A 26,186-nucleotide genomic window follows, 5' to 3' on the forward strand; every position below is an offset into this window, starting at 1 on the left:
AAACACATCATAATTCGCTATTTTCTTCTGGTAGATTACGAATCAACAACGCGTAATTCAGGTCAATATCCTCTGGGATCGGCAAATAAACGATATGGCCATTACCCGGAGCAATTTCAATAGCTTCGCCTTTCTTATTCTGCATACCTGCCAACGTAAACAGGATGTTACCGCCTGGCGTCATCATTTCCACGCTGTCACCGCAGACAAATTTATTTTTCACATCCACTTCCGCCCAACCGTTGCGGCGCACGCCAGTGAACTCCCCGACAAATTGCTGGCGTTCGGAGATCGAAGAGCCGTAATCATAATTCTGGTGCGCATCGTGGGTATGACGGCGCAGGAAACCTTCGGTATAACCACGGTGCGCCAACCCTTCCAGCGTGGTGAGCAGGGTGGGATCAAAGGGTTTGCCGGCAACGGCATCGTCAATGGCACGGCGATACACCTGGGCAGTGCGTGCACAGTAGTAAAAGGATTTGGTACGGCCTTCGATTTTCAGCGAATGCACGCCAAGCTGCGTCAGGCGCTCCACGTGCTGGATGGCGCGCAGGTCTTTTGAGTTCATGATGTAAGTGCCGTGTTCATCTTCAAAGGCACTCATGTATTCGCCGGGTTTCTGCGCTTCAGAAAGCATAAACACTTTATCCGTCGGCGCGCCGATGCCAAGCGTTGGCTCAACGTTCTGCACCGGGATAGGCTCATGCATATGCACGATGCTGCCGGTATCGTCTTCTTTGCCTTCTTCTGCTTTGTACTGCCAGCGGCAGGCATTGGTGCAGGTGCCCTGATTCGGATCGCGCTTGTTGATATAGCCGGAAAGCAGGCAACGGCCAGAATAGGCCATGCACAGTGCGCCATGGACGAAAATCTCCAGCTCCATTTCCGGCACCTGGCTGCGGATCTCGGCGATCTCATCCAGCGACAGTTCGCGGGAAAGGATCACGCGCGTCAGCCCCATCTGCTGCCAGAATTTTACCGTGGCCCAGTTGACCGCGTTAGCCTGCACTGAGAGATGAATGTCCATCTGCGGGAAGGCTTCACGCACCATCATGATCAAACCAGGGTCAGACATGATCAAGGCGTCTGGGCCCATGTCGATCACCGGTTTCAGATCGCGCAGAAAGGTTTTCAGCTTGGCGTTGTGCGGGGCAATATTGACCACCACATAGAATTTTTTGCCTAACGCATGGGCTTCGTTAATCCCCAGCGCCAGGTTCTCGTGGTTGAATTCATTGTTACGCACTCGCAGGCTGTAGCGGGGTTGGCCTGCATATACCGCATCGGCACCGTAAGCGAAGGCGAAACGCATGTTTTTCAGCGTTCCCGCCGGGGAAAGGAGTTCTGGTGTAAACATTGTGATTCTCGGTCTGATTTCAGGTCAGTACTACGCCACCCAATGGCGTAGCGAAAGTGGGGGATTGTAACGGTAGCACGGCAAGAAATCAGCAAGTAACCGGAATTTTTTAGGGGGAACTTTGGGGGGAGGAAGTCATTTCCCCCGGGCACTGAATGAGTTCAGTGGCGGGGGATTTTTTGTATTTTGCAGGTGAGGCTGGTACTTAAAATAGGCATGACTCAGGCGTTCAAATCGCGTATCTGCCGGGTTGGGCCATACTTCATCACTGACTGGATACCGTTTTTCATCGCGCTTTCTGAACTGTATAACTGGCTGGTACCGATCACCTGATGGTTCTTGGCTTTCAGCACAAAATAAGGTTTATGATCGCTGCTGCTTTTTACTTCAAACTGGACTGCGTCGGGCGCATTGGCTTGCACAGAGGTAATGCCGTTTTCTGCTGAGGCTTTGCTGGCATACATCTCGCTGGAAAGAATGATCTCGCCATTACTGGCTTTCAGGGTGAAGTGATACTGCCCATTACTCGATTTTTTTAGCTCATAGTGGCCGGTTGCCATAGTCCTTCTCCGTTGGGTTCCAATGACAGAGGTAAGTGTAGCCAATGGCTTGAAAAACGACGTTTAAGCAGTGAAGTAATCGTACAAAATGTGATCTATTGCACTGGTGCGCGGGAGCAGATTTATGTCAGCCCGTTCACCAACCTGCACGGTTCTGCCTCCCAACGGTAGCCGACACCGTAAACCGAACGGATAAACGCTTTGTCGCCGTCAATCAGTTCCAGCTTGCGGCGCAGGTTTTTGATATGGCTGTCGATGGTGCGATCGGTCACCACGCGATAATCGTCATACAGATTGTTCAGTAATTGCTCGCGCGAGAAGACGTTGCCCGGTTGGCAGGCCAGGGTTTTTAACAGGCGGAATTCTACCGGGGTCAGATCCAGAATATGGCCGCTATAGCTGGCCTGAAAGCGCGGTTCATCGATATACAGCAGCGTTTCTTCGGCACCCGGTTCCATGTGCCGGTAACAGCGGCGCAGAATGGTTTTGACTCTGGCAACTACTTCTCGCGGGCTGTAAGGTTTGCAGATATAGTCATCGGCACCAATCTCTAACCCCAACAGGCGGTCAACCTCTTCAATCTTGGCCGTCACCATCATGATTGGCACGTCGGTAAAGCGGCGCAGATCGCGGCAAATGGTTAAACCGTCGCAGCCCGGCAGCATCAGATCCAACAGGATAAGTGCCGGTTGCTGCTCGTGTACTGCGGGAACAACCTCGCGGCCATGGGTCAGCCAGCGTGTGGCGTAGCCCGCTGCCTGCAGATAATCCACCAGCAATTGACCCAGCTTGGGCTCATCTTCCACAATCATAATCTGCAAAGGCGGGTTCTGGTTTTCCATCATAGAGCCTTGTTGTTCACCATCATGGGGAAATCTACTGTAATGCGCACGCCGCCGAAAGGCGAATGCTGCGCATAGATCGTACCACCGTGGGCTTCCACAATGTTCTGGCTGATGGCCAGCCCCAGCCCAGCTCCGCCGCTGGCCCGGTTTCGTGAACCTTCGGTGCGGTAAAAGCGTTCAAAAATGCATGCCAACTGCTCGTCGCTGACGCCGGGTTTGCTGTCCTGCCAGTACAGCCTGATGGTCTCCGGCAGCAGTTCCAGGCCGATCTCCAGTATGCCGCCGGGATCGGTATAGCGTAGGCTATTTTCCAGCAGGTTGTTGAACAACTGATTGAGACGATCCGGATCGCCAAACAGCAGGGCCTGTTCCGGCAGATGAGTGACGATCTCCAGCCCCTTGGCATGGAAACGTTCACGGAACACAGCGACGGCGATTTGCACCAAATGAACACAATCTACCGAGGATTTTCGGTAGGCCAGTGCACCAAGATCGGAGAGCGAAAGCTGATGCAGATCGTCCACCAGTTTGGTGAGGGTCGAGACTTCTGCCAGCAGCGAGCTGATCGAAGCCGGTGTCGGTTGGCGAACGCCATCCTGCAACGCTTCCAGTTCCCCGCGCAATACCGCCAGCGGGGTGCGCAACTCGTGGGAAATATCGGCCATAAATGCCCGCCGCATCTGTTCGTTCTTTTCCAGCGAGATCGCGAGGTGGTTAAAATCCTGCGCCAACCGGCCCAGCTCATCCTTGTTGCTGGCGGTGACGCGCGCGCTGAAATCCCCAGCCGCCAGGCGATGCGTACCTGCCATCAGCCGTTTGACCGGTGCCAGCAGGCCGCGTGACAGCAGCCAGGTGACCGCCGCCGCCAGCAAGGTTGACAGGGCGACGATCAGCCAACTGGTGCGCTTTTGCTGGCGATCAAAGTTGATATCGGCGTTACGCGTCAGTTTCTCCGGCGGTGCCGACATCACCCAACCGACAATCTGGCCGTTATAGTGGATCGGGTGACGGGTGCTTTCTCTCGGGATCGGGCCTGTATGGCCTACCAGCCGTTGATACTGGCTATCGACAATCCAGAATTGTGAACGCCAGCCTTTGGGGGGCGGAGGATGGCCACCGTCACCATTTTGCTCGAGGGAACGTATAATGCGGTACACCATCTGATCGTTGTTACGCAGGAACGCCCAGTTGCCGTGGAGGCGATATTGTTCCTCCAGTGCGTCGCTGAGCATGGTGATACGTTGCTCGTTACTCTGCCTGATATAGTCGATAAACCCCCGTTCAAAGCTGATGCGCACCCCAAAATGCATGGTGATGAGCACCAGCATGCAGGTGGCGAAAATCGCCATAAACAGTTTGCCAGTGATACCTATTCTCATGACAACCTACCCGGTTCTTTGGTGAGCGTGCGGTTAGGAGCGATATTGGCGGGCACGCGGGCGAACACCAATGCGGGCAGAGCGATGATCAGCGCCATACAGACATAGCTGTAGATAAATGCGCTGTGGATGGCGGAACTGTCGACCACCACGTGGTGGTGAGCGAAGCTGCCGATCAGGATCCCGGCGATGCTGACGCCCAGACTCATGGAAAGCTGCATGACCATGGATAAAAGGCTGTTGCCGCTGCTGGCCAGGCGATCGGGCAGATCTTTCAGCGTCAGAGTATTCATAGAGGAAAAGCGTAGCGAGTTAACCATACCCTGGAAGAACAGCACTACCGGCAGCAGATAAACCCAGCCGAGCATCGCCACTAAAAGCAGGGTTAAACTGAGCGCGGCTAACAACAGCGTGGTGGCGACCAGCACATGGCGATAGCCAAAGCGGTTGACTATCTGCACCACGATGCGCTTCATGCCCATGCTGCCGACGATCATCGGGATCATCATCAGCCCGGCATGGAAGGGGGAGAATCCCATGCCGATCTGCAGAAACAGCGGTGTCATAAACGGCAACATACCGCTGCCGATGCGCCCTAACAGGCTGCCCGTCAGGCCGATTCTGTAGGTTTCGGTATTAAACAGCCGCAGCGAAAACAGCGCTCGGCTGTTGCCCTTGGCATGCCACCAGTAACCCGCCAACGCTGCACAGCCCAGAATCACCAGCCCGACCAAAATAGCGGGGGAAAGCCCCATGCCTTTGTGCCCGTCGAGCGCCAGCGTCAGTGTCGCCATACCGATCGCCAGCATAATAAAACCGCTGAGGTCAAAACGGCGGGTCTGCATACGGTAATTGGGCATAAACAGCAGGGTCGCGATAGCGCCAGCAATCCCGACCGGAATATTGATCAGAAAGATCCAGTGCCAGTTGGCGTATTGCACCAGAAAACCGCCCAGCGCAGGCCCCATCAGCGGGCCGATCTGGCCGGGCAGGGTGACGAACGTCATCGCTGCCATATACTGTTCGCGCGGGACAATTTTCATCACCGTCAGCCTGCCGACCGGCACCATCATCGCGCCACCTACACCCTGTATCACGCGGGCCATGATCAGTTCATTCAGCGTTGCCGACTGGGCGCACAGTAATGAACCGAGGGTGAACAGGACGATAGCGGTGAGGAAGACCCGCTGTGTGCCAACCTTGTCGGCCAGCCAGCCGCTGGCAGGCAGCATCACCGCTACCGTCAGCACATAAGAAACAATCACCGACTGCATGCGCAGCGGGTTTTCTCCCAGGCTGGCCGCGATCGACGGCAGAGCAGTATTCACGATGGTGGTATCCAGCGCCTGCATAAAGAAACCGAAGGCCACAATCCATAGCTGCCATTTTACTGGAGCGGTCTGTCTACCAATCATTTTACCCACCATTATTTACAATCTAGCTCTTTAATGCGGCAGCGGTGCCAGCTTTTTACCCCGACGGAACTTCATCTGCAGCCGATCAAAATACAGATAGATGACCGGGGTGGTATACAGCGTCAGCAATTGGCTGACCACCAACCCACCGGCGATGGTGATGCCGAGCGGTTGGCGCAGTTCGGTGCCATCACCACTGGTCAAGACCAGCGGCAGAGCGCCGAACAGCGCTGCCAGCGTGGTCATCATGATTGGCCTGAAACGCAGCAGGCTGGCCTGGAAAATCGCTTCGCGTGCGTTGAGGCCAGCATTGCGCTGCGCATCGAGGGCGAAATCGACCATCATGATAGCGTTCTTCTTCACAATGCCGATCAGCAACATGATACCAATTAAGGCGATCAGGCTGAACGGTGCGCCGAACATCTCCAGCGCCAGTAACGCACCAACGCCAGCGGAGGGCAGGGTAGAAAGTATGGTCAGCGGATGGATATAGCTTTCATACAGCATCCCCAGCACGATATACACCGTGGCAATGGCGGCGGCGATCAGCAGCAGTTGCGATTGCAGCGTTTCCTGGAATACCTGCGCGGTGCCAGCAAACGTACCGCGTACCGTAGAGGGCACGCCGATCTGCGTCATGGCGCGTTCAATGGCGCTGGTTGCGCTGGAAAGGCTGCCCCCATCCGGCAGGTTAAACGAGATGGTTGAGGCCGCCGACAGCCCCTGATGGTTGACCGCCAGCGGAGCATTAGCCGGTTGCCAGCGGGCAAAATAAGACAACGGGATCGACTGGCCTGCCTGGTTAATCACGAACATTTTCTCCAGCGAACTCACGTCCTGCGTATAAGGCGGGGCCACTTCCATCACCACTTTGTACTGATTTAACGGTTGATAGATGGTCGAAATCTGGCGCTGGCCGAAAGCGTTATTCAGCAAATTGTTGGCATCGGTAACGGAAATACCCAGGCGCGCCATGGTTTCGCGATCGTAAGACAGATCCATTTCCGAGCCTCTGTCCTGCTGATCGGAGTTAACGTCAGCCAGTTCTGGCAGCGCTGCAAGGGCAAGGCGGATCTTCGGTTCCCACTCACGCAACTCGCGAAGATCGTCCGCCAGCAGCGTGTACTGATAGCTGGCGTTGGATTGCCGGCCCCCGGCACGGATATCCTGAACCGCCATCAAAAACAGGCTGGCACCGGGCTCTTTCGCCAGTTTGGCACGCAGCCGGGCGATCACCTTTTGCGCATCGTCGCTGCGTTCCGACAGCGGTTTGAGCGAGATAAACATCGAACCGCTGTTGGTGCGTGAACCGCCGGTAAAGCCGGTGACGTTATCCACGTCTTTGTCTTCCCGCACGATCTTCATGAAATCTTCCAGCTTGCCGCGCATCGCCTGGAATGAAATGCTCTGATCGGCCTGAATAAATCCCATCAGGCGGCCAGTGTCCTGTTCGGGGAAGAAAGTTTTCGGGATGCTGACATATAGCCAGACGTTGAGGGCGATAGTGGCCATAAACAGCGCCAGCACCCAGCGTGAATGACCAAGCACCCAATTCAGCGAGCGGCCATAATTGCGTTGCAGTGCCAGCAACACCCGGCCAAAACCGCGCGTGCGCCGCTGAGTGCGGGCCGGTTGATAGCGCAGCAGATAAGCGCACATCATCGGCGTCAGCGTGAGTGAGATCAGCAGCGAAAGCCCGATAGACACCGAGAGCGTGACGGCAAATTCGTGGAATAACCGGCCCGGCAAACCGCCCATAAACAGCAGCGGAATGAATACCGCCACCAGCGACACGCTCATGGAAAGCACGGTGAAGCCCACTTCACGCACCCCTTGCAGCGCGGCGTTGAGCGGTTTCATCCCTGCTTCAATGTGGCGAGAAATATTTTCCAGCACCACGATTGCATCATCCACCACAAAACCGGTGGCGATGGTCAGCGCCATCAGCGACAGGTTATTCAAACTGAAGCCGCACAGGTACATTGCGGCAAAGGTGCCGATCAGCGAAACCGGCACCGCTACCGCCGGGATCAGCGTGGCACGGCCAGATCGCAGGAAAATAAATACCACCAGGATCACCAGGCTGATGGCAATCAGCAAGGCTTGCTCTACTTCTGCCAGCGAAGCACGAATGGTGGGGGAGCGATCCTGCGCGATATTCAATTGGATCGAGGTGGGAATGTTTTCTCGCAATGCAGGCAGTTCGGCACGGATGCGATCGACGGTTTCAATAATATTGGCCCCCGGCGAGCGGGTGACGGTCAGGATTATTGCCGGTTTGGCGTTGGTCATCCCGGCGTTACGAACGTCCTGCACCGAATCGACCACGTTGGCGACATCGCTCAGGCGCACCGCTGCGCCGTTGTGGTAGTGAATCACCAACGGTTGGTAGGCGGCTGCGGTTTTCAGCTCGTCATTGGCCTGGATCTGCCAGCGTTGCTGCGGGTCTTCTACCGCGCCCTGTGGCCGACGGACGTTGGCATTGGCGATGCTCTGGCGTACCGCATCCAGCGAAACGCCCTGATTGAACAGCGCGCCAGGGTTGAGTTCCACGCGTACCGCAGGCAAGGAACTGCCCCCCACCGACACATCGCCCACCCCTTCGGTCTGGGCAATTTTCTGCGCCAGTTGCGTAGAGGCAAAGTCATACAGTTGCCCCTGATTGTAGGTGTCCGATGTCAGCGTCAGGATCATGATCGGTGCGTCGGACGGGTTGATCTTGCGATAGGTCGGGCGGCTAGGCATCCCGCTGGGCAACATGCTCTGTGCCGCATTGATCGCCGCCTGCACGTCGCGGGCGGCCCCGTTGATGTCACGTTCGAGATCGAACATCAAAATGATTCGCGTACTGCCAAGCGAACTGGTCGAGGTCATTTCACTGACCCCGGCAATGCGGCCCAATGCCCGCTCCAGCGGAGTGGCTACCGAAGAGGCCATGGTTTCTGGATCGGCCCCCGGCAATGACGCATTAATCGCGATCACCGGGAAGTCGATCTGTGGCAGCGGCGACACCGGCAGCAGCCGGAAACCCATCACCCCGGCGATGGCGATCGCCAACGTCAACAACGTGGTCGCGACGGGGCGATAGATGAACAAGGCGAAGAATTTCACGGTAGCTCCTGCGCCTCGGGTTGACGGTGGGTATTACGCGCCAGCTTGTCAAACAGCAGATAAATCACCGGGGTGGTGAACAGCGTCAGGATCTGGCTCATTACCAGCCCGCCCACCATACAAACCCCCAGCGGTCGGCGCAGCTCCGCGCCAACGCCAGTGCTGAGCATCAGCGGCAGCGCGCCAAGCAGGGCGGCCAGCGTGGTCATCAGGATCGGGCGGAAACGCAGCAGGCAGGCCTGATAGATGGCTTCATACGGCGTCATCCCCTGCTCGCGTTCGGCGGCAAGAGCGAAGTCGATCATCATAATCGCATTCTTTTTCACGATACCAATCAACAGGATGATGCCGATGATGGCGATAACATCCAGTTCATGGCCGGACAGCATCAACGCCAGCAGGGCTCCGACCCCAGCGGTCGGTAAGGTTGAAAGAATGGTGACCGGGTGAATAAAGCTCTCATACAGCACGCCCAGCACGATATACATCGCCACCACCGCTGCCAGAATCAGCCACAGGGTGCTGCCAAGCGCGGCCTGAAACGCCAGCGTCGCCCCTTGGAACTGGGTGGTGATGTCGTTGGGCATGTTGAGCGTTTTTTCCGCCTGCGTAATGGCCTCGACCGCTTCACCCAGCGAGTATCCCTCGGCGACGTTGAATGACACGGTGGTTGATGGGAACTGGGCCAGATGGTTGATTGTCAGCGGGCCAAAACGCTGTTCAACGTTGGCGACGGCGCTCAGCGGCACGGTGGTGCCGTTGCTGCTGGTCAGGCGGATATCATTTAACGCAGCCAATCCCGGCGTGCTGCTGACATCATGTTCCAGCACCACCCGGTACTGATTAGCCTGGGTGTAAATGGTGGAGATCAGCCGCTGACCAAAGGCGTTATAGAGCGCGTTGTCGATGGCATTCATGGTGATGCCCAGGCGCGAGGCTGAATCGCGATCGACATTCACAAATGCCACTAACCCCCGATCCTGCCAGTTGCTGGTGACGTCGGTGAGTTGTGGTGCTTGCTGTAGCGCTTGCATCAGCTGCGGTACCCACTGGCCGAGCTGTTCAAGGGACATCGCCTGCAGCGTGAACTGGTACTGGGTGCGGCTCACCTGGGTATCAATGGTCAGATCCTGCACCGGTTGCAGATACAGCTTCACATCTGGGAACTGTGCTGTTTGCTGTTGCAGGCGGCTAATGATCGCCGGAATGCGATCGCTGCGCTCACTCAACGGCTTCAGGTTGATCTGCAACCGCCCGCTGTTGAGCGTGGCGTTGCTGCCATCCACGCCGACAAACGAGGTCAGGCTTTCTACCGCCGGATCTTTCAGGATTTCGGCAGCCACCTGTTGCTGCCGTTCGGCCATATTGCTGAATGACACGCTCTGCGGTGCCTCCAGTGTGCCCTGAATGATGCCGTTATCCTGCACCGGGAAGAAGCCTTTCGGGATCAGCAGATACAGCAGTACGGTCAGGATCAAGGTACTGAAGGCCACGCCCAACGTCAGCCAAGGGTGATTCAGCACCACTTTCAGCCACACGCCGTACTGCGCGATCACCCGATCAAAAAAACGTTCTGACGCGCGCGAGAAACGATTTTGCTTACGCAGCGATTCGTGGCTGAGCATGCGGGCGCACATCATCGGTGTGAGCGTCAGGGACACCAGGGCGGAAATCAGAATTGCCACCGCCAGCGTCACGGCAAATTCGCGGAACAGGCGGCCAACGATATCGCCCATAAACAGCAGTGGGATCAGCACGGCTACCAACGAGAAAGTCAGCGAGATAATGGTGAAACCGATCTCCCCGGCACCTTTCAGCGCGGCGTCGAGCGGTTTTTCGCCTTTTTCGATATAGCGCGAAATGTTCTCGATCACCACGATGGCATCGTCCACCACAAAGCCGGTGGCAATAGTCAGCGCCATCAACGTCAGGTTGTTAATCGAAAACCCGAGAAAATACATGGCGGCAAAGGTACCCACCAGCGAAAGCGGCACCGCCACGCTGGGGATAATGGTGGCAGGCACATTGCGCAGGAACACGTAAATCACCATCACCACCAGCACGATCGCCAGCAATAGCTCGAACTGCACGTCGCTGACCGAGGCGCGAATGGTGGTGGTACGATCGGTCAAGACTTTCACCTCCACCGATTTAGGCAGGCTGCTGATCAACTGCGGCAGCATTTCACGGATGCTGTTGGCGGTGGTGATCACGTTGGCCCCCGGCTGGCGCTGAATGTTCAGCACGATGGCCTGCTGTTGGTCGGCCCAGGCTGCCAGCCGGTTATTTTCTGCCCCCTGTTCAATGGTGGCAATATCTTGCAGACGAATGGCTGCACCGTTCTGATACGCCACAATCAATTGACGATAATCCTCTGCGGACTTCATCTGATCGTTGGCAGAAAGCGTCACTGAACGCGTTGGGCCGTCCAGGCTACCTTTGGCGGAATTGACGTTGGCGTTACTGATGGCGGTGCGAATGGTTTCACTGTCCAGGTGATGAGCAGCGACCGCAGCGGCATTGAGCTTCACCCGCACTGCCGGGCGCTGACCACCGGAAAGGGTGACCAGACCGACGCCGGAAACCTGCGAAATTTTTTGCGCCACGCGGGTTTCCACCATGTCTTGTACCTGCGTCATCGGCACGGCGCTGGAAGTGACTGCCAGAGTCAGGATCGGCGGATCGGCAGGGTTAACCTTGCTGTAAATCGGCGGGTAGGGCAGATCGTTGGGCAGCAGGTTGGTGGCGGCATTGATGGCGGCCTGCACTTCCTGTTCTGCGACATCGAGCGGCAGTTCCAACTGGAATTGGAGCGTGATCACTGAAGCGCCGCCGGAACTTTGCGAAGCCATCTGTTTCAGCCCCGACATCTGGCCGAATTGCCGCTCCAGAGGGGCGGTGATCGCCGAAGTCACAACGTCCGGGCTGGCCCCGGGGTAAAGTGTTACGACCTGAATCGTGGGGTAATCCACCTCCGGCAGGGCAGAAACCGGCAACGCCCGGTAACCGATGATCCCGGCCAGCAGGATCGCCAGCATAAACAAGATGGTCGCCACTGGGCGCAGGATAAACAGCCGTGATGGCCCACCACCGGCTTTGGGGGGCATGGATTGCATCAGGATTTCTCCTGCGCTTTGCGTGGTTTTTTAACGTGGGTTGCTGTGCTGGCATCCTGCGGTGCCAATACTTCGACCTGCATGCCTTCGGTCAGACGGTCGATACCGTCGGTGACCACACGCTCGCCCGCTTTTACGCCGTTGGTGATTACCACCTGTTGGCTGTCCTGCACGCCAGCGGTAACCCGCTGCTTACTGACTTTGTTATCTGTGCTCAAAAGCCAGACGAAATGGCCTTCATTGCCCATTTGCAGCGCGGCGCTGGGGATGACGATGGCATCATGCAGAGTGGCGACCTTCAGGCGTGCGTTAACGAATTGATTGGGGAACAGGGTGTCGTCCTGATTATCAAAGCGAGCCTTCAGCTTGATGGTGCCGGTGGCGGTATCAATCTGGTTATCCAGGCTCAGCAGTGTGCCGTTAGCTAACTGTTGCTGATTGGTGCGATCCCAGGCAGCGACGCTGACCGGCCCGGCTTTCTGTGCCTTGACCAGATCGGCAATATGGCTTTCTGGCAGGGTAAAGACCACGTCAATCGGATGGGTCTGCGTGATCACTACGATCCCGGTGCTGCTGCCGCTGGAGATGTAATTGCCCACATCCACCAGCTTGAGGCCAACCCGGCCATCAATCGGGGCGGTGATTTTACTGTAGGTGATTTGCAGCTTAGCGCTATCGACCGCGCCCTGATCGGCTTTGACGGCACCCTCGCTCTGGCGTACTAATGATTGCTGGGTATCCAACTCCTGACGTGAAATCAGGTTGGTTTTGACTAATTGCTGGTAGCGTGCCAGATCCCGTTTGGCATTAGCCAGCGTGGCCTGATCTTTCGCCAGTTGCCCCAGGGCTTGTGTCAATTGCACTTCATACGGGCGTGGGTCGATCTCCACCAGTAAATCACCGGCTTTTACCTGTTGGCCTTCGCTAAAGTGGATCGCCATCAGTTGACCTTCGACCCGGCTGGTGACGGTGACGGTGTTGGCTGCGATTGCGGTACCCAGCCCGCTCAGGAAACGCGGCACGTCTTGCTGAGTAGCGGTGGCGGCCTGCACGGGGGACATCGGCGCATTGCGCCTGCCACCGCCTCTACCACCAGCACCTGCATTCCCTGCCCCTGCCGGATGAGCTCCCGGTGTAGCCTCAGTGGTTGGTGACGTGTTGAAGTGACGCCAGGCCAGCATAGCGACAATAACGACGATAACCACTACCAGCTGGCGTAGTATCAATGAGCGGCGTTTCGGTTTTGCATTCATGGTGATAAAGGCTCTCTCCAGAGACAAACAGGCGGGCAATCATTGCCAAAAGTGACACTCCCAACAGGATACTAGTTTAGCGAGGAGTACCAGCAAAAGAATGAAGGAAATATGGAGGTAATGTCAGGTTTTTCGGAAGAAAACACATAATTAACCGCAGTGATACTGAGAGCCTATTGGGATAGGCTCTTAAACGGGATGACGGGAGTTGATGATGAGCAAAAGAGAACTGGGCCGTTCTGGTATTCAAGTGCCGGCGCTGACCTTCGGCGGTAACGTGTTTGGCTGGACGGCGGATGAAGCGACTTCGTTCAGCCTGCTGGATGCGCTGATGGATCGCCAGCTGAATTTTATTGATACCGCCGATATGTACTCCAACTGGGCTCCGGGCAATCGCGGTGGTGAGTCGGAAACGGTGATCGGCAACTGGCTGAAAAAAAGCGGTAAGCGCGAGCAGGTGATTATTGCCACCAAGGTCGGCAAGCCGATGGGCGAGGGTAAACAAGGGCTATCGCCGCGTTATCTCCAACAGGCGGTGGAGGATTCTCTGCGCCGCTTGCAGACGGACTATATCGATCTGTATCAATCCCATGATGATGATAGAGATACGCCACTGGCAGAAACCCTGGCGGCATTCGATGCGTTGATCAAGGCTGGCAAGGTGCGGGCGATCGGGGCGTCCAACTATCAGGCGGATCGGTTGGAAGAGGCGCTGAAAGTGAGTGAACAGAATGGCTTGGCGCGGTATGAAACGCTGCAGCCGGAATACAATCTGTATGCCCGTGCAGGTTATGAAACCGCGCTGGAAGGGGTGGCTCAGCAGTATGGCCTGGGGGTGATTAACTTTTTTGCGCTGGCCAGCGGCTTCCTTAGCGGGAAATATCGCAGCGAGCAGGACATGGGCAAGAGCCCGCGTGGCGATACCATTGTTGCCCGTTATCTTAACCCGCGTGGTTTCCGTATTTTGGCGGCGCTGGATCGGGTGGCGGCGAAATATCAGGCGACGCCTGCGCAAGTGTCACTTGCCTGGTTGATGGCGCGGCCAAGCATTACTGCGCCGATCGTCAGTGCGACTTCGTTGAGGCAGTTGGATGAAGTGGTGAGGGCGATTGAGCTGAAGCTGGAGGGGGAGGATATTGAGGTGCTGAATGAGGCGAGTACTGAGTGATTTGCGATAGTGCTGGTAAGAGGATTAATTTCGGTCGCTACACGTTTTGCGCTCATTCGGCAACAAGGTGAACGCGCCCGAGCAGGGGGCTCAAGAGCCAGCCCCCGGCCTTACCTGGATGAAACCACGCTACTGCGATACAACACATGTTTGCGCAGCGGATTCCCAACGGGTAAACGTGGGTGCTCGAAAGTTTCACCGCTGAACGTCATGCCAATCCGTTCCATAACCCGGCGTGAAGGCTGGTTGATTTCGGCGGTGAAGGATACCACCTCGGCAAGGTTAAGCGTATTAAATGCAAAATTTAATACACCTTGGGCGGCTTCGCTGGCATAGCCTTGGCTCCAGTGTTCTGCCGCCAACCGCCAGCCGATCTCCACGCAGGGGGAACAGGGCAGATCGTCACCGGGGATTGCCAGCCCAACATAGCCGATAAAGGGAGCCCCTTCTTTGACTTCCACCGCCCATAAACCCCAACCGTGTTGTTGCATAAATTGGCGGATGCGTTCGGCCAGTGCATCGCTTTCTTCCCGGTTTAACCGCGCCGGAAAATACTTCATTACCGTAGGATCGGCATTGAGCGCGGCAAAAGCGGGTAGATCGCTGTCTTGCCATTCACGCAATCGTAGTCGTGCCGTTTGCAAGGAGACGATCGTCATCAGTGGTTACTCCGATATCAATCAGCGAAACAGCGTTTGTGCCCAGCGTGCCAGCCCGGCGGTGACCGAACCGAAATCGTTACCGCCGACGATCGGGATCCCCGGCAGTTGCTGCTGTAATGCGCTGCGTAACAGAGGGGAACGCGCGCTGCCACCGGTCAGATAAATCACCTGCGGCGTGCATTGGCTGGTGGCCAACGCGGCGCTGACCTGCTCCTGAATACGCAGCAGCGGCTGGGCAATCGCCTCGGCCAGTTGAGCCTGAGTGATGTTCTCTGCCAGATCCGCTTGTACAAAAGCCAGCGAGGTGAGAATGCTTGGCTGGTGAGACAGGGTGATTTTACTCTCTTCCGCTGCCCGAACTAAACGGTAGCTCAGCCGTTGCTGATAGACTTTCAGCAGACGCTGCACTTTTTCCGGCTCAGCAGCATCGCGGATCAAGTCGCGCAACAGGCGGCCATTGGCGGTGCTGTAAAAGTCGTTCTGTGCTGGAACATCGTTGGTGGCGACCGCGTTCCAGTAAGGCAGAGCAGGCAACGCGATGCCTTTCTCGGTTTCGCCCCCCATGCCAAACAGCGGCATCAGTTGTTTAAAGGCCAGCATGATATCCAGATCGTTACCGCCAACGCGGCAGCCGCTGTGCCCCAGCAGGCTTTGCTGGCGATCGGCACGATCGCGCCACTGTGGGCCCATCAGTAACAGCGAGCAGTCAGTGGTGCCGCCGCCGATATCCACCACCAACACGGTTTTCTCTTCGTTCAGCGTTGCCTCGAAATCCAGCCCGGCGGCTACCGGTTCAAACTGGAATTCAATCTGTTTGAAACCGGCACGCACGGCGGCGCGCTGCAAAATCCCCTGCGCCTGCTGGTTGGCCTCTTCGCCACCGATGCCCTGGAAGTTGATCGGGCGGCCAATCACCGCTTGCTCAATGCTGCTTTGCAGTACCCCTTCCGCTTGGCGTTTGATGTGGAACATCATGGCGCACACCAGGTCTTCAAACAGCGCAATCTGTTGTGGTTTCAGGCCATTGGCCCCGAGGAAGGATTTCGGTGAGCGCACAAAGTAGACCTCTTCCGGGTCTTCGCTATAGTGCGCCAGCGCTTGCAGGCCGAATAGCACGCTGTCACTTTTGACCGGGATATCTTCTTCCCGGTTGAAGGTGATTGCGCGGCGCAGCAATTGCTGGTTTTCTTCGCTGCCGGTAGGCACTTGCCAGTGGCGATGCAGGCACTCACTCACCGCTTCACGCGTCGGTGCACACAGCATCGAAGGCAGATAGGGTTCGTGGTTTTCCAAGGTCAGTAATTCGGGGCCATTATCTCGCATAACGGCGACGGAACAGTTAGCTGTTCCATAATCGAAGCCAATAAACATTTATTTTTGTTTCCCCATGCCAATGAAGGGGGGCGACTTTACCCGAGACGGGCGGGATGGGCAACCGGTGTGCAGCAATGGTAAAAAATTTAGCACGGCTTGCGTTGGCATGCTTAACTTAGGCGTTTCAGGTTAATGTCCGATTCCCGCACGTCAGCGACCGGCACGAGCAGCATAATGAAGAAAAAACTGACCTTGAGCGTTACCATGATGGAACAGCAGCAAGCGTTGTATAGCGCGCTCAGTGCGCGCGATCGTAAGTTCGATGGGCGCTTTTTTGTCGGCGTTTCTTCCACCGGTATTTATTGTCGGCCTGTGTGCAGTGCCCGGACGCCAAAAATCGAAAACTGTACCTTCTACCGCAGCGCTGCGGCAGCCGAACTGGCGGGGTTTCGCCCTTGCCTGAAGTGCAGGCCGGAACTGGCTCCGGGGCTGGCGCTGATCGACCTGGGCAACCGCTATGCTCAGGTGGCCGTTCAGTTGATCGAGCAAGGGTATCTGTCGGAGCACAGTTGTGAGCAACTGGCCGCGCGCTTGGGGATATCCGATCGCCATCTGCGGCGTATTTTTGCCGAACAGTTCGGTGCGTCCCCGATCGATTATGCCCAGTCGCATCGTTTGTTACAGGCCAAGCGCTTGCTGGCCGATACCCATCTGCCGTTGAGCGAGGTGGCTTTTGCTGCCGGGTTTGGCAGCCTGCGGCGTTTTAACGAACTGTTTAAAGCCCGTTATCGCCTGATCCCTTCCGCGCTGCGCAGCACCGCAGGCCGCCACGAACGCGCGGCTACCAGCGGGCTGGTTTTTCATCTCGGTTATCGGCCACCTTACGATTGGCCGCGCATGCTGGCTTTTTTGCAGGCGCGTGCGGTCAGCGGTGTGGAACAGGTTGAAGGGCAGCAATACTGGCGTTCTATCGCGGTTCAGCAGGGTGGGGTTGATTATTGTGGCTGGGTGAGGGTGCAGCCGGATGAAGCCGGGAATCGGGTGCGGGTGGAAATTGCGCCGTCACTGAGCCGGGTGACGACTGAGGTGCTGCGGCGTATTCGCCAACTGTTCGATCTGGATGCGGCTCCCGACCGTATTGCCGAGGCGTTGGGGGATTTAGCCGCCAGTGCACCGGGCCTGCGGTTGCCCGGGTGCGTCAGCAGTTTCGAACAGGCCACAAGAGCGGTGCTGGGGCAACTGGTCAGCGTGAAGATGGCCGCTGTTTTTGCCGGGCGCATCGCACAGAACTGGGGAACCCCTTTAGAGCAGCCCCATGGCAACCTCACTCATGTGTTCCCAGAAGCAGCAAAAATTGCGCAGTTGCAGCCGGAGGAACTCAGGCCGCTGGGGATCCAGCTTAAGCGCGCGGCGGCGCTGATCGCCATGGCTCAAGCGGTGGTGGAAGGGCGGTTGCAGTTGGATAACGTGCTGGATATTGAGCAGGGTATTAACGCGCTGATCGCCTTGCCGGGCATCGGCAGTTGGACTGCCAACTATGTCGCTATGCGCGCCTGGTCATGGCCAGACGTTTTTCTGGCAGGGGATTACCTGATCAAACAGCGTTTTCCCGGTATGACTCCGCGTCAGATCGAGCAGTACGCCGAACGTTGGCGGCCATGGCGTTCTTATGCGACGCTGCATTTGTGGCATAACGGCCACTGGGTGCCATCAACGGGTGCCATCGTCAAGTAACTCAGCCAGCGATTTTGCTGGTGCGATGATGTCGCCGTCCACCAGATCGATACCCAGGGTTGCCAGCGTATTCAGCGTGGCTGGCAGCTCCACCGGGCCCGCCAGCGTCTTGGCATCGATGCGGTGAGCGGCGTTGTTGAGCAGTGACACCATTAGTTCATCCATCTGATTGTTATGCACATTGGTGATAAAACGTTCATCAATACGAATATAATCAAGCCGTTGGTTGTTCAACAAATCAAAGGCGTTCAGGCTGCGCCCAAAGCCGTTAACGATCAGTCTGCAGCCCATTTGCTGTAATTGATGGCTGAACTCACCGGCATTTTCCGTATGATCCAGAATAATGGCTTCATCGATTATCAGTAACAGAGCCTGGTGCGGCAAAAGGGTCGCTGCCAGCTTTTGCCGCAGATAGTGCTGAAAGTCCCGATCCAGCAGGCTGTCGGTCGTCAGCGGCAGAGCAATGGAGACGCCCAAGCGGGTAAGGGAGAGGGCGTGCTGATCCAGGATCTGTTCTACCACCCAGCGATCGACTTCTGGCAGCAGGCCGTACAGCTGTGCGGCAGCGGAAAAGTTTTTGAACGTCAGCGGGCGTTCAGTGTCGGCAGTGACCCGCAATATGAGTTGGTAAAAACAGATCGCCTGCGGCGCATTGGGCGGGGATACGGCCTTGACGTACAGTTGCAACTGCTGCTGATTGATGATGTTGACCACTTGCTGCCGCGTCAGCAGTTCATGCTGGCGCTCTATCGGTGGCTCCTGCCGGGCTTCATAGGTATAAACCTGCCCACGACCACGATGTTTGGCGGTGTAACAGGCAAGATCAGCCTGTGCCAGCAACTCTGTGCTTTTGCCACTGCTGGCATTAATGCTGGTGATCCCGGCGCTGGCACCGACGTGGTAGAGTTTGCTCTCCCAGTAGAACGGGTATTCCCCGATCAGCGACACGATCTGTTGCATCCGCGTTTTTGCCTGTTCTTGTGGGCAGTCGAACAGGATCAGGCCAAATTCGTCACCGCCCAGGCGTGCCAGGCTGTCATGGTTGCGAAGCTGGCGCTGCATAAGCTGGCTGATCTCCTTCAGCAAAGCGTCGCCTGCCGCGTGCCCGGCGGTGTCGTTAACCGCTTTGAACCGATCGAGATCGAGGAACACCAATGAGTGTTGTTGATCGTTATCGGCCACGCTGGCGATCGCATCTTGCAGCTGCTTTTCAAAACTGGTGCGATTCTGCAGATTGGTCAAGGCATCGTGCGAGGCGCTATAACTCAGCTTTTTCATCAATTCCCGTGAGGCGCTGACGTCAAGCAACACTATTACTGCGCCCATCACTGCACCTTCAACGGTTTTCAGCGGCGAAACGGAGATTTGTATGTCGAAGCGGCGGCTATCGCGGCTGTGCAGCACCAGCGCATAGTCTGGAGGCAAGGTTGTCTCTTCCTGCAGACACAATTGCACCGGGTTTTCCACTATCGGGCCGTTTCTGCCGTTGGTGATGCGAATTACGCTATCGATCGGCATACCCTGCGCCAGCTCCAGTGACCAACCGGACATCTGTTCGGCGACCGGGTTCATAAAAGTGATGCACATTTCGCTGTCGGTGGAGATAACTCCTTCACCGATGGCATCCAGGGTGATGTGCAGGCGTTCCTTTTCCTCATGCAGCGATTTGGTCAGCGTAATAACTTCGGTCACATCAATATTGGTGCCAAGCAGGCGCTGTGGCTTGCCATGTTCGTCAAGCAGCAGGTTGCCTTGCCCGCGAATATAACGCAGTTTCCCTTGGCGGGTCAGGATGCGAAACTCAGTCACAAATAGCTGTGGGTGCTCCATGACCTGGGCGATCAATTGATTGATACGCGGCAGATCTTCTGGCAGCAACAGTGAACGCCAGAGCTGTGGGGTCGGTATTTGATCCAGCGGGAAATCGTACAGCTCAAACATACGTTTGTCCCAGATGAGCTGCTGTTCGTTGACCATCCATTCCCACACGCCGATCCCCCCTGCCCGATTGGCCAGCGTAATGCGTTCTATCAGGAGGCGATTCTCAGCTTCTGCCAGCTTCAGCTCGTTGATGTCCTCCACTTGGGAGATAAAATACAGCGGCTGACCGTGGGGATCGCGGACCAGTGAAACTGCCAACAGCGTCCAGACGCTTTCACCATCGCTGCGGATAAAGCGTTTTTCCATGGTATAGCTGCTGATGTTGCCTGCCAGCAGTTCCTGCAACTGTGTCAGATCGGCATTCAAATCGTCTGGATGGGTAATTTCCTGAAAGGTCAGGTGCCACAGGGTTTCTGGCGGGTAATGCAGCAGTTTGCACAGCGCTTGGTTGACCTGCAGCCATTTCCCCTCCGGGGATACCAACGCCATGCCGATAGCGGAATACTCCAGTGCATTGCGAAAGCGGGTTTCACTCTCAATGATACGTTTTTTCTCCACCCGGAAGGCGTGCATCACCATTGACATGGAATGGGCGGGGATCAGAATCAGGATGAGTGGCAGATAGATTTCGACGTCGCCTAAAAATGGTCTGTGAGCTGAAAAATGTAACAGCCCCAGTGAGATGGCTACGGTAATCATCAACGTAGTGGCAAAGCAGATAATGAAGGTTTTAAGCCGGGATAGGCTAATCGCGGCCCACAAAAGCGGCAACGTAACGAAAGCAAACGGATAAGGTAGGTTGACCAGCACCAGATAGCTGAAAAAGAGAATGGCTATTAGTATCAGTAGCAGTTTTGCCAGATTCAGCTCTTTCAGCATCGAACGGCGATACACCAGCCCGATGGGGGTCAACGCCAGTACGCCAATGGCTTCAGAAATAAACCAGGTGCTGGCCGCTTGCCAGAAGGATTGGCCGAGTTGGGGAACCCAGGACACCGCTAACAGAGCGCTGAACATCGGGGTAAAGATTACGGCACAAGTAACAAACTTCAGCCAGCTTGCCAGGCTGTCAAGCGGATCTGTGGGTTGCAGGACGTGCTGCAACAGCAGTGCACTGACCACCGCTTCCAGCAGATTCATCAGCGTCAGTTTGAACGGGATCCAACTCAGACCAAACAGAATGATATTGGCAGTACAGATGCTGACTCCAGAGAGCAACAGTGGCAGTAGCCAATACTGCGGACGATACCGGTACAGCAAGATAATAATCGCGGCAGTGGGGAACCACAGCGGGGTAAAACTGCTGGATTCGGTCGAGAGCGTCAGGCAAAGGTAAGCCAGCAGAAAGATCATTACTGACATTAACAGCGAGTGCATCAGTAAAGAGTTTCCTGACGGCGTGGGGTGATTCGCTGCGCTGATGTCCATAAGTAACCTTACTGTGCTAGCGGGCACAAGCAAAAATAACGACCGTTTAAAGTGGGCAATTTTACTAACAAGAGATTAGTACAGTGTATGACGAATGCCTATTGAATGAGCGATATTAAGGTGTAAACCCAGTGTGTTTAAAGCTGTCTCTTATACACAACGTGCTTGTCTATGTCAGCCAGGTGTAATGAGAATTGCCGTAAACAGAATCCAATCCCATGCCCCACAGTGAACGGCAATTGCAGGGCCCAAGGCGGGGCCCTGCACCCCGCCCACGCTTAACATGGCCTGCCCGCTACGCGGGTGCCTTCGCCGCGCCCCCGTTGCCGGGCGGGTCGGCTACGACAAACGTCCCTGTTTGTCTCGCCTCAACCGGCCCTCCATGGCCGGTTGCCCCTGGCAACGCGGTCTTGCTCAGCAGGCCATGATGCGCGCAACGTCAACCCCTGAATCTGTAACCACCGGGCAACTTTTACAAGGGAATTGATAACAGCAGTTCAGGCATTCTTATCGGTGAGATGAGCACGGGTGTTGAGGCCATTGAAGGCGCCGAACGGAGACACGGCGCATAGGCGAACGCGCCACGGACGGCGCGTTCAGGCGAGACAGTCAGGGACGACTGTCGTAGCCGGCCTTAATGCGCGGTGGCGAAGTGAGGGAAGTGGGCGAAGCCCACCGCCTGATATGGCCAGGGCCGGGGTGTTGGGGGCTGGCTCTTGAGCCCCCAACTCGGTCGCGTTCACGGCGTTAGTGAATAAACACGAAAGGTGTAGCGACCGAAATCAACACATATCCCATAATAACCCTCAAGATGTGAACAAGAGACAGGTGTTTAAAGAGGGGCACTGGCCGCTCAACGTTACAGCAGGAAAATCGTGGCTAATCCAAGGAAAATAAAGAATCCCCCGGTATCGGTCAAGGCGGTGATCAGTACGCTGGAGCCCACGGCAGGATCGCGCCCCAACTTCAGCATGGTCATCGGGATCACGACCCCCATCAGTGCGGCGACCAGCAGGTTCAGGAGCATCGCCAGCGTCATCACGCCGCCCATGGCGAGATCGCCATACAGCAGGTAAGTGATCACTCCCATGATTCCTCCCCAGACAATGCCGTTGATTACCGCGACGCCCAGCTCTCTGAGCAATAAGCGTGAAATATTGCCGACCTCAATCTGGTGCAGCGCCAGCGCGCGCACGATCATGGTAATCGTCTGATTACCGGTATTGCCACCGATCCCGGCGACGATGGGCATCAGCGCTGCCAGCGCCACCAGTTGTGAAATGGTGTGTTCGAACAGGCCAATGACGCGTGAAGCAATAAAGGCGGTGCACAGGTTGATTGCCAGCCAGGCCCAGCGGGTTTTTACCGCTTTGCCAACCGGGGCGAACACGTCTTCATCCGGGCTCAAGCCCCCCATGCGGCGCAGGGTGGTATCGCTTTCTTCGTTGACCACGTCAACGATCTCTTCAATGGTCAAACGCCCCATCAGTTTGCCTTTGGCATCGACCACCGGGGCGCTGATCAGGTCATAACGTTCGAAAGCACTGGCGGCAGCTTCGGCTTTATCTTCGGGTTCGAACGTGGTGGGATCGCTGTCCATCAACTGGGAAACCAGCATGTGCGGATCGTTGAGCAACACCGCCGTGAGGGGTAATTCCCCCAACAGCGTATTTTTACGGTCGGTGACGAACAGTTTATCGGTGGCGTCCGGGATGGTTTTGCGCTGGCGTAAAAAACGGTGGACGGTGCCAAGTGAAATGTCTGGCCGTACCGTCACCAGTTCGAAATCCATCATCCAGCCAACGGTATCTTTGCCGTAGTGCACCATTTCCCGCACCTGTGTGCGTTCATGGGGTTCTAGCGAGGTAAGCAGGCGGCCCATCAGGTTACGCGGCAAATACTGTGCCAGATAGGCCTGTTCATCGACATCCAGCGTTTTGATCGCTTTGAGCAGATCTTTATCGCTCATCTCTTCGATCAGGCTATCCCAAACCGGTTCTGCCACTTCTACCAGCGTTTGGCCACGTTTAGCGTTATCGACCAACCGCCACAGCGCCAGGCGCTGGTCTTGTGGCAGGGCCTCCAGCAGATCAGCCAGATCGGCGGCGTGCATATCTTTCAGTAGCTGGGTAATCTCGGCGGTATGATTTAAAAGTTCGTTTCTGCCGAGTTCTTTCTCATCACCTGGGCGACCGAGAATGCCGTCAACCAAAGGTTTGTTATGTAACAGTAAGTTCAGAATGCGCTGACGATGCTCTGCGACCTTTTTTACATTATGTGTTGCGGTGGACATGGTATTCCTTAACCCAGATTGGGTTGATGCGCTTCTTTTACGGCTCCCCTTACAAGATAGAGCATAGCATTGAAAACTAAGTAAGAGTTTTGAAGGTATGCGGGCAAGGTGTTGGATATTTCACCTCTGTTGACATACCGTTTGATTTTTTGTTGCGTCTTAATAGGTTATTATCATCGGTTAAGAATCTTCGTGATTTTTTATTTGTCTTTTCCCGATTAATTGTTCGTGGTCAAATCTTGAGCGATGAAAAAGTAGAGAATAAGCAGCCATTCTTGACGTTGGTCGAGCGTGTCTTCATGCAGGGTTATGCGGGATAGGATCTAACTCTTCTCTGCGATTTAAATTATGCTTAAACGGTGATATGAGTCACGCATTGGCGGATACAGTGTCTTGATGGGTATGTTGAAATTCTGGAATCAGTTACGCGACCATTGGTGGGGGCAGCCGATTGTGCTGAGCCTGCTGATGTTGCCTATTGCCGGTTGGTTATCGCCGCGTCTTATGCTGCCTGAAGGTAAGGTCTATCTGGTCTATTTACCTTTGGCGGCCTGCTTTTCTCTGCTGATGGTCTATGACTGGCGTGCTCTGCCTGGGATCACTCTGGCAATTTTTATCCGCTATTCCGGTCGTTCAGGGTTTGATATTACGATCATCATGACCCTGCTCTACATGGTGTGCCTGGGGATTTGCTGGTGGGGCTACCGTTCACTGTCTCAGCGCTTCTGGTGTGTGGGCTTTTCGGAACTGAAGCTCAGCAAGTACCGATTGATCTGGCTGGTCATGCTCCCATCCGCGCTGTTTGTGTTTGGCCTGAAACTCCTTATCGGCCTTGATCTGTTGCCTGATGAGCTCGGAATGATGCCGGGTAACGGGATCAATCTGCATACGCTGGTTAATTTCCAGGCGGTGCTGATCGGTTGCCTCTCGTCGATGCAACTGTTCTATTTTGTCTTGCGGATTTTGAAAAAACCCCGATTTGCCAAGGTATTGTGGGGGCGAATACGCCGGGAGATTGCGCCAGGGGTTAAAAGCAGCGAACTGCAACTGTGGTTTGCTGTGTTAAGTCTGTTGGTATTTGTTCTGTCTTATCACACTGCGGACACCAATTATTTGCAGGTGCCGGATTACAGCCTGACGTTGCTGATCCCGGTGATGTTGTACAGCGCCATGCGCTTTGGTTACCAGTTTAATGGCATTATCTGGGCCACCACCTTGATAGTGCTGTTCTTTAACTACCCAGGTTATGTGCAGTGGAGCAATCTGTTACACAACCTGACCATGATCTCCTCCATGATGCTGGCGTTTACGCTCAGTATTCTGCTGACTTCAGCGGTACATACCCGTCAGCGGATGGATCATGCCAAGGCCCAGAGCGCCTCGTTGAAAGATCCGGTCATCGGTTTGCCCAACCTGCGGGCACTGAAGCGCGATTTGGCGAAAACGCCGCGTTCTACCCTCTGCTTTTTGCGTATTGCCGAGCTGGACCTGCTCAGCCGAAATTACGGTATGCAACTGCGGATCCGCTTCAAACAGAAGTTGGCGGGTACGCTGCGGACGGTACTGGAAGAGGGTGAGGATGTCTATCATCTGCCAGGGTACGATCTGGTGCTGCGGCTGAACGGTTCGAACGCTGAAGACAAGGTTGCCATTATCCAAAGTACGCTGGAGAAGTTCCGGCTGGTGTGGAACGGTTTGCCGATTCATCCGCCGTTGGGCATCAGCTATTGCGGCGTATATTCAGAAGTGGCGCATTTGCATTTGCTGCTGGGGGAATTGAGCTCGCTGGCGGAAATGTCGCTGACCAGTGGCCGGCCAGAGAACATCCAGAACGATCACCATGTTGCGCAGGATGAGATTAAGCGTAAGGTCGCTTTGCTGCACTGGGTGCAGCGTTCACTGGATAACGACAGTTTTGTGCTGATGGCTCAACCGATTGTTGGCGTGCGTGGCGATACCTATCACGAAGTGCTGCTGCGGATGCTGGATGACGATGACAATATTGTGCCACCGAACGAATTTATGCCGGTGGTTCATGAGTTTGGCCTGGCCTATCAGTTGGATCTGTGGGTATTGCGCCATACGCTGCAGTTTATGGCACAAAACCGTGAGGCTTTACCCAGCGCGCGTTTTGCCGTGAACCTTTCACCTTCTTCGCTGTGCCGCCCCAGCCTGTGCCAGGATGTGTTCGATGCGTTACGGCAGAACCAGATTGAGCCGTATCAACTGGTGTTGGAAGTGACGGAATCTCATCTGGTGCAGGATGTTAAATACGCCAAGAACTCGCTGAAAGAGCTGCGCCAAATGGGGTGCCGCATTGCCTTGGATGATTTCGGTACGGGCTACGCCACTTACGCTCGCTTGAAAGAGTTAGACGTGGATACGCTGAAGATCGACGGCAACTTTGTGCGCGATATGCTGACGAGCAAAGTGGATTACCAGATTATTTCGTCGATCTGCAAAGTCGCGCTGATGCAGCGGTTATCGATTGTGGCGGAATATGTAGAAACAGAAGCACAGCGCGATGCGTTGAAGAGCCTGGGGGTGGATTATATGCAGGGCTATTTTATCGGTAAGCCACAGTTGCTGGCGTCGTTAGTACAGCAACCGAACGAGCCCGAGGTCTAGCCTAACCCTCTCGCCCTCGGTAAGGAGGGCGAGAGGGCTCTA

The 26,186-nt window shown here is 55.7% G+C and carries 15 protein-coding genes; 3 read left to right on the plus strand and 12 right to left on the minus strand.

Annotated elements, in window-relative coordinates; translation table 11 throughout:
* Nucleotides 1-7: 7 nt before the first annotated feature.
* The 8 genes from yegQ to IV04_RS15560 all read right to left on the minus strand — a co-directional run bounded on the left by yegQ (nucleotide 8) and on the right by IV04_RS15560 (nucleotide 13,036).
* Nucleotides 8-1,357: a tRNA 5-hydroxyuridine modification protein YegQ gene (gene yegQ / locus IV04_RS15525; protein ID WP_037395494.1), complete on the minus strand. Its 1,350-nt coding sequence runs from the start codon at nucleotides 1,355-1,357 to the stop codon at nucleotides 8-10.
* 221 nt (nucleotides 1,358-1,578) lie between these two features.
* Nucleotides 1,579-1,917, minus strand: a complete 339-nt coding sequence (locus tag IV04_RS15530) for a YegP family protein (protein WP_037395496.1) — start codon at nucleotides 1,915-1,917, stop codon at nucleotides 1,579-1,581.
* A gap of 122 nt (nucleotides 1,918-2,039) precedes the next feature.
* Nucleotides 2,040-2,759, minus strand: a complete 720-nt coding sequence (gene baeR, locus IV04_RS15535; protein WP_037395498.1) for a two-component system response regulator BaeR — start codon at nucleotides 2,757-2,759, stop codon at nucleotides 2,040-2,042.
* On the minus strand, nucleotides 2,759-4,141 hold the full coding sequence (gene baeS, locus IV04_RS15540) for a two-component system sensor histidine kinase BaeS (protein ID WP_037395500.1): 1,383 nt from the start codon (nucleotides 4,139-4,141) through the stop codon (nucleotides 2,759-2,761). Before baeS ends, baeR begins: the two co-directional genes overlap by 1 nt.
* Nucleotides 4,138-5,556 (minus strand): multidrug transporter subunit MdtD, encoded by a 1,419-nt coding sequence (mdtD, locus tag IV04_RS15545; protein ID WP_037395726.1) that lies wholly within the window; start codon nucleotides 5,554-5,556, stop codon nucleotides 4,138-4,140. The genes baeS and mdtD overlap by 4 nt, the downstream gene beginning before the upstream one ends.
* A 30-nt stretch (nucleotides 5,557-5,586) precedes the next feature.
* The gene (gene mdtC / locus IV04_RS15550) at nucleotides 5,587-8,667 is read right to left on the minus strand and encodes a multidrug efflux RND transporter permease subunit MdtC (protein WP_037395501.1); all 3,081 of its coding nucleotides are present in this window, start codon (nucleotides 8,665-8,667) and stop codon (nucleotides 5,587-5,589) included.
* Nucleotides 8,664-11,783: an MdtB/MuxB family multidrug efflux RND transporter permease subunit gene (locus IV04_RS15555; protein ID WP_037395502.1), complete on the minus strand. Its 3,120-nt coding sequence runs from the start codon at nucleotides 11,781-11,783 to the stop codon at nucleotides 8,664-8,666. Before IV04_RS15555 ends, mdtC begins: the two co-directional genes overlap by 4 nt.
* Nucleotides 11,783-13,036 (minus strand): MdtA/MuxA family multidrug efflux RND transporter periplasmic adaptor subunit, encoded by a 1,254-nt coding sequence (locus tag IV04_RS15560; protein WP_037395503.1) that lies wholly within the window; start codon nucleotides 13,034-13,036, stop codon nucleotides 11,783-11,785. Before IV04_RS15560 ends, IV04_RS15555 begins: the two co-directional genes overlap by 1 nt.
* 214 nt (nucleotides 13,037-13,250) lie before the next feature.
* Here IV04_RS15560 and IV04_RS15565 point away from each other — a divergent pair, with 214 nt between their 5' ends.
* On the plus strand, nucleotides 13,251-14,204 hold the full coding sequence (locus IV04_RS15565) for an aldo/keto reductase (protein WP_037395504.1): 954 nt from the start codon (nucleotides 13,251-13,253) through the stop codon (nucleotides 14,202-14,204).
* 110 nt (nucleotides 14,205-14,314) lie between these two features.
* On the opposite strand, the gene IV04_RS15570 is transcribed toward IV04_RS15565, so the two are convergent.
* Together IV04_RS15570 and yegD are read right to left on the minus strand one after the other, a co-directional pair.
* A complete protein-coding gene (locus tag IV04_RS15570; RefSeq protein WP_037395506.1) occupies nucleotides 14,315-14,863 on the minus strand; it encodes a GNAT family N-acetyltransferase in 549 nt (182 codons plus the stop codon).
* Nucleotides 14,864-14,884: 21 nt separating this feature from the next.
* Nucleotides 14,885-16,237, minus strand: coding sequence for a molecular chaperone (yegD, locus tag IV04_RS15575; protein WP_037395508.1), 1,353 nt, complete (start codon nucleotides 16,235-16,237; stop codon nucleotides 14,885-14,887).
* Nucleotides 16,238-16,414: 177 nt separating this feature from the next.
* On the opposite strand from yegD, the gene alkA reads away from it, so the two are divergent.
* The gene (alkA, locus tag IV04_RS15580; protein ID WP_037395510.1) at nucleotides 16,415-17,914 is read left to right on the plus strand and encodes a DNA-3-methyladenine glycosylase 2; all 1,500 of its coding nucleotides are present in this window, start codon (nucleotides 16,415-16,417) and stop codon (nucleotides 17,912-17,914) included.
* On the opposite strand, the gene IV04_RS15585 is transcribed toward alkA, so the two are convergent.
* Entirely contained in the window at nucleotides 17,891-21,223 is a 3,333-nt protein-coding gene (locus IV04_RS15585) for a diguanylate cyclase (protein ID WP_037395512.1), read from the minus strand. The two genes, alkA and IV04_RS15585, sit on opposite strands and share 24 nt — an antisense overlap.
* A gap of 859 nt (nucleotides 21,224-22,082) precedes the next feature.
* Nucleotides 22,083-23,516: a magnesium transporter gene (gene mgtE / locus IV04_RS15590; protein ID WP_037395515.1), complete on the minus strand. Its 1,434-nt coding sequence runs from the start codon at nucleotides 23,514-23,516 to the stop codon at nucleotides 22,083-22,085.
* A 396-nt stretch (nucleotides 23,517-23,912) separates the two neighbouring features.
* On the opposite strand from mgtE, the gene IV04_RS15595 reads away from it, so the two are divergent.
* A complete protein-coding gene (locus tag IV04_RS15595; RefSeq protein ID WP_037395517.1) occupies nucleotides 23,913-26,144 on the plus strand; it encodes an EAL domain-containing protein in 2,232 nt (743 codons plus the stop codon).
* Nucleotides 26,145-26,186: the final 42 nt, after the last annotated feature.

The sequence above is a fragment of the Serratia sp. Ag1 genome (assembly GCF_000743355.1).
GTDB lineage: Bacteria > Pseudomonadota > Gammaproteobacteria > Enterobacterales > Enterobacteriaceae > Chania.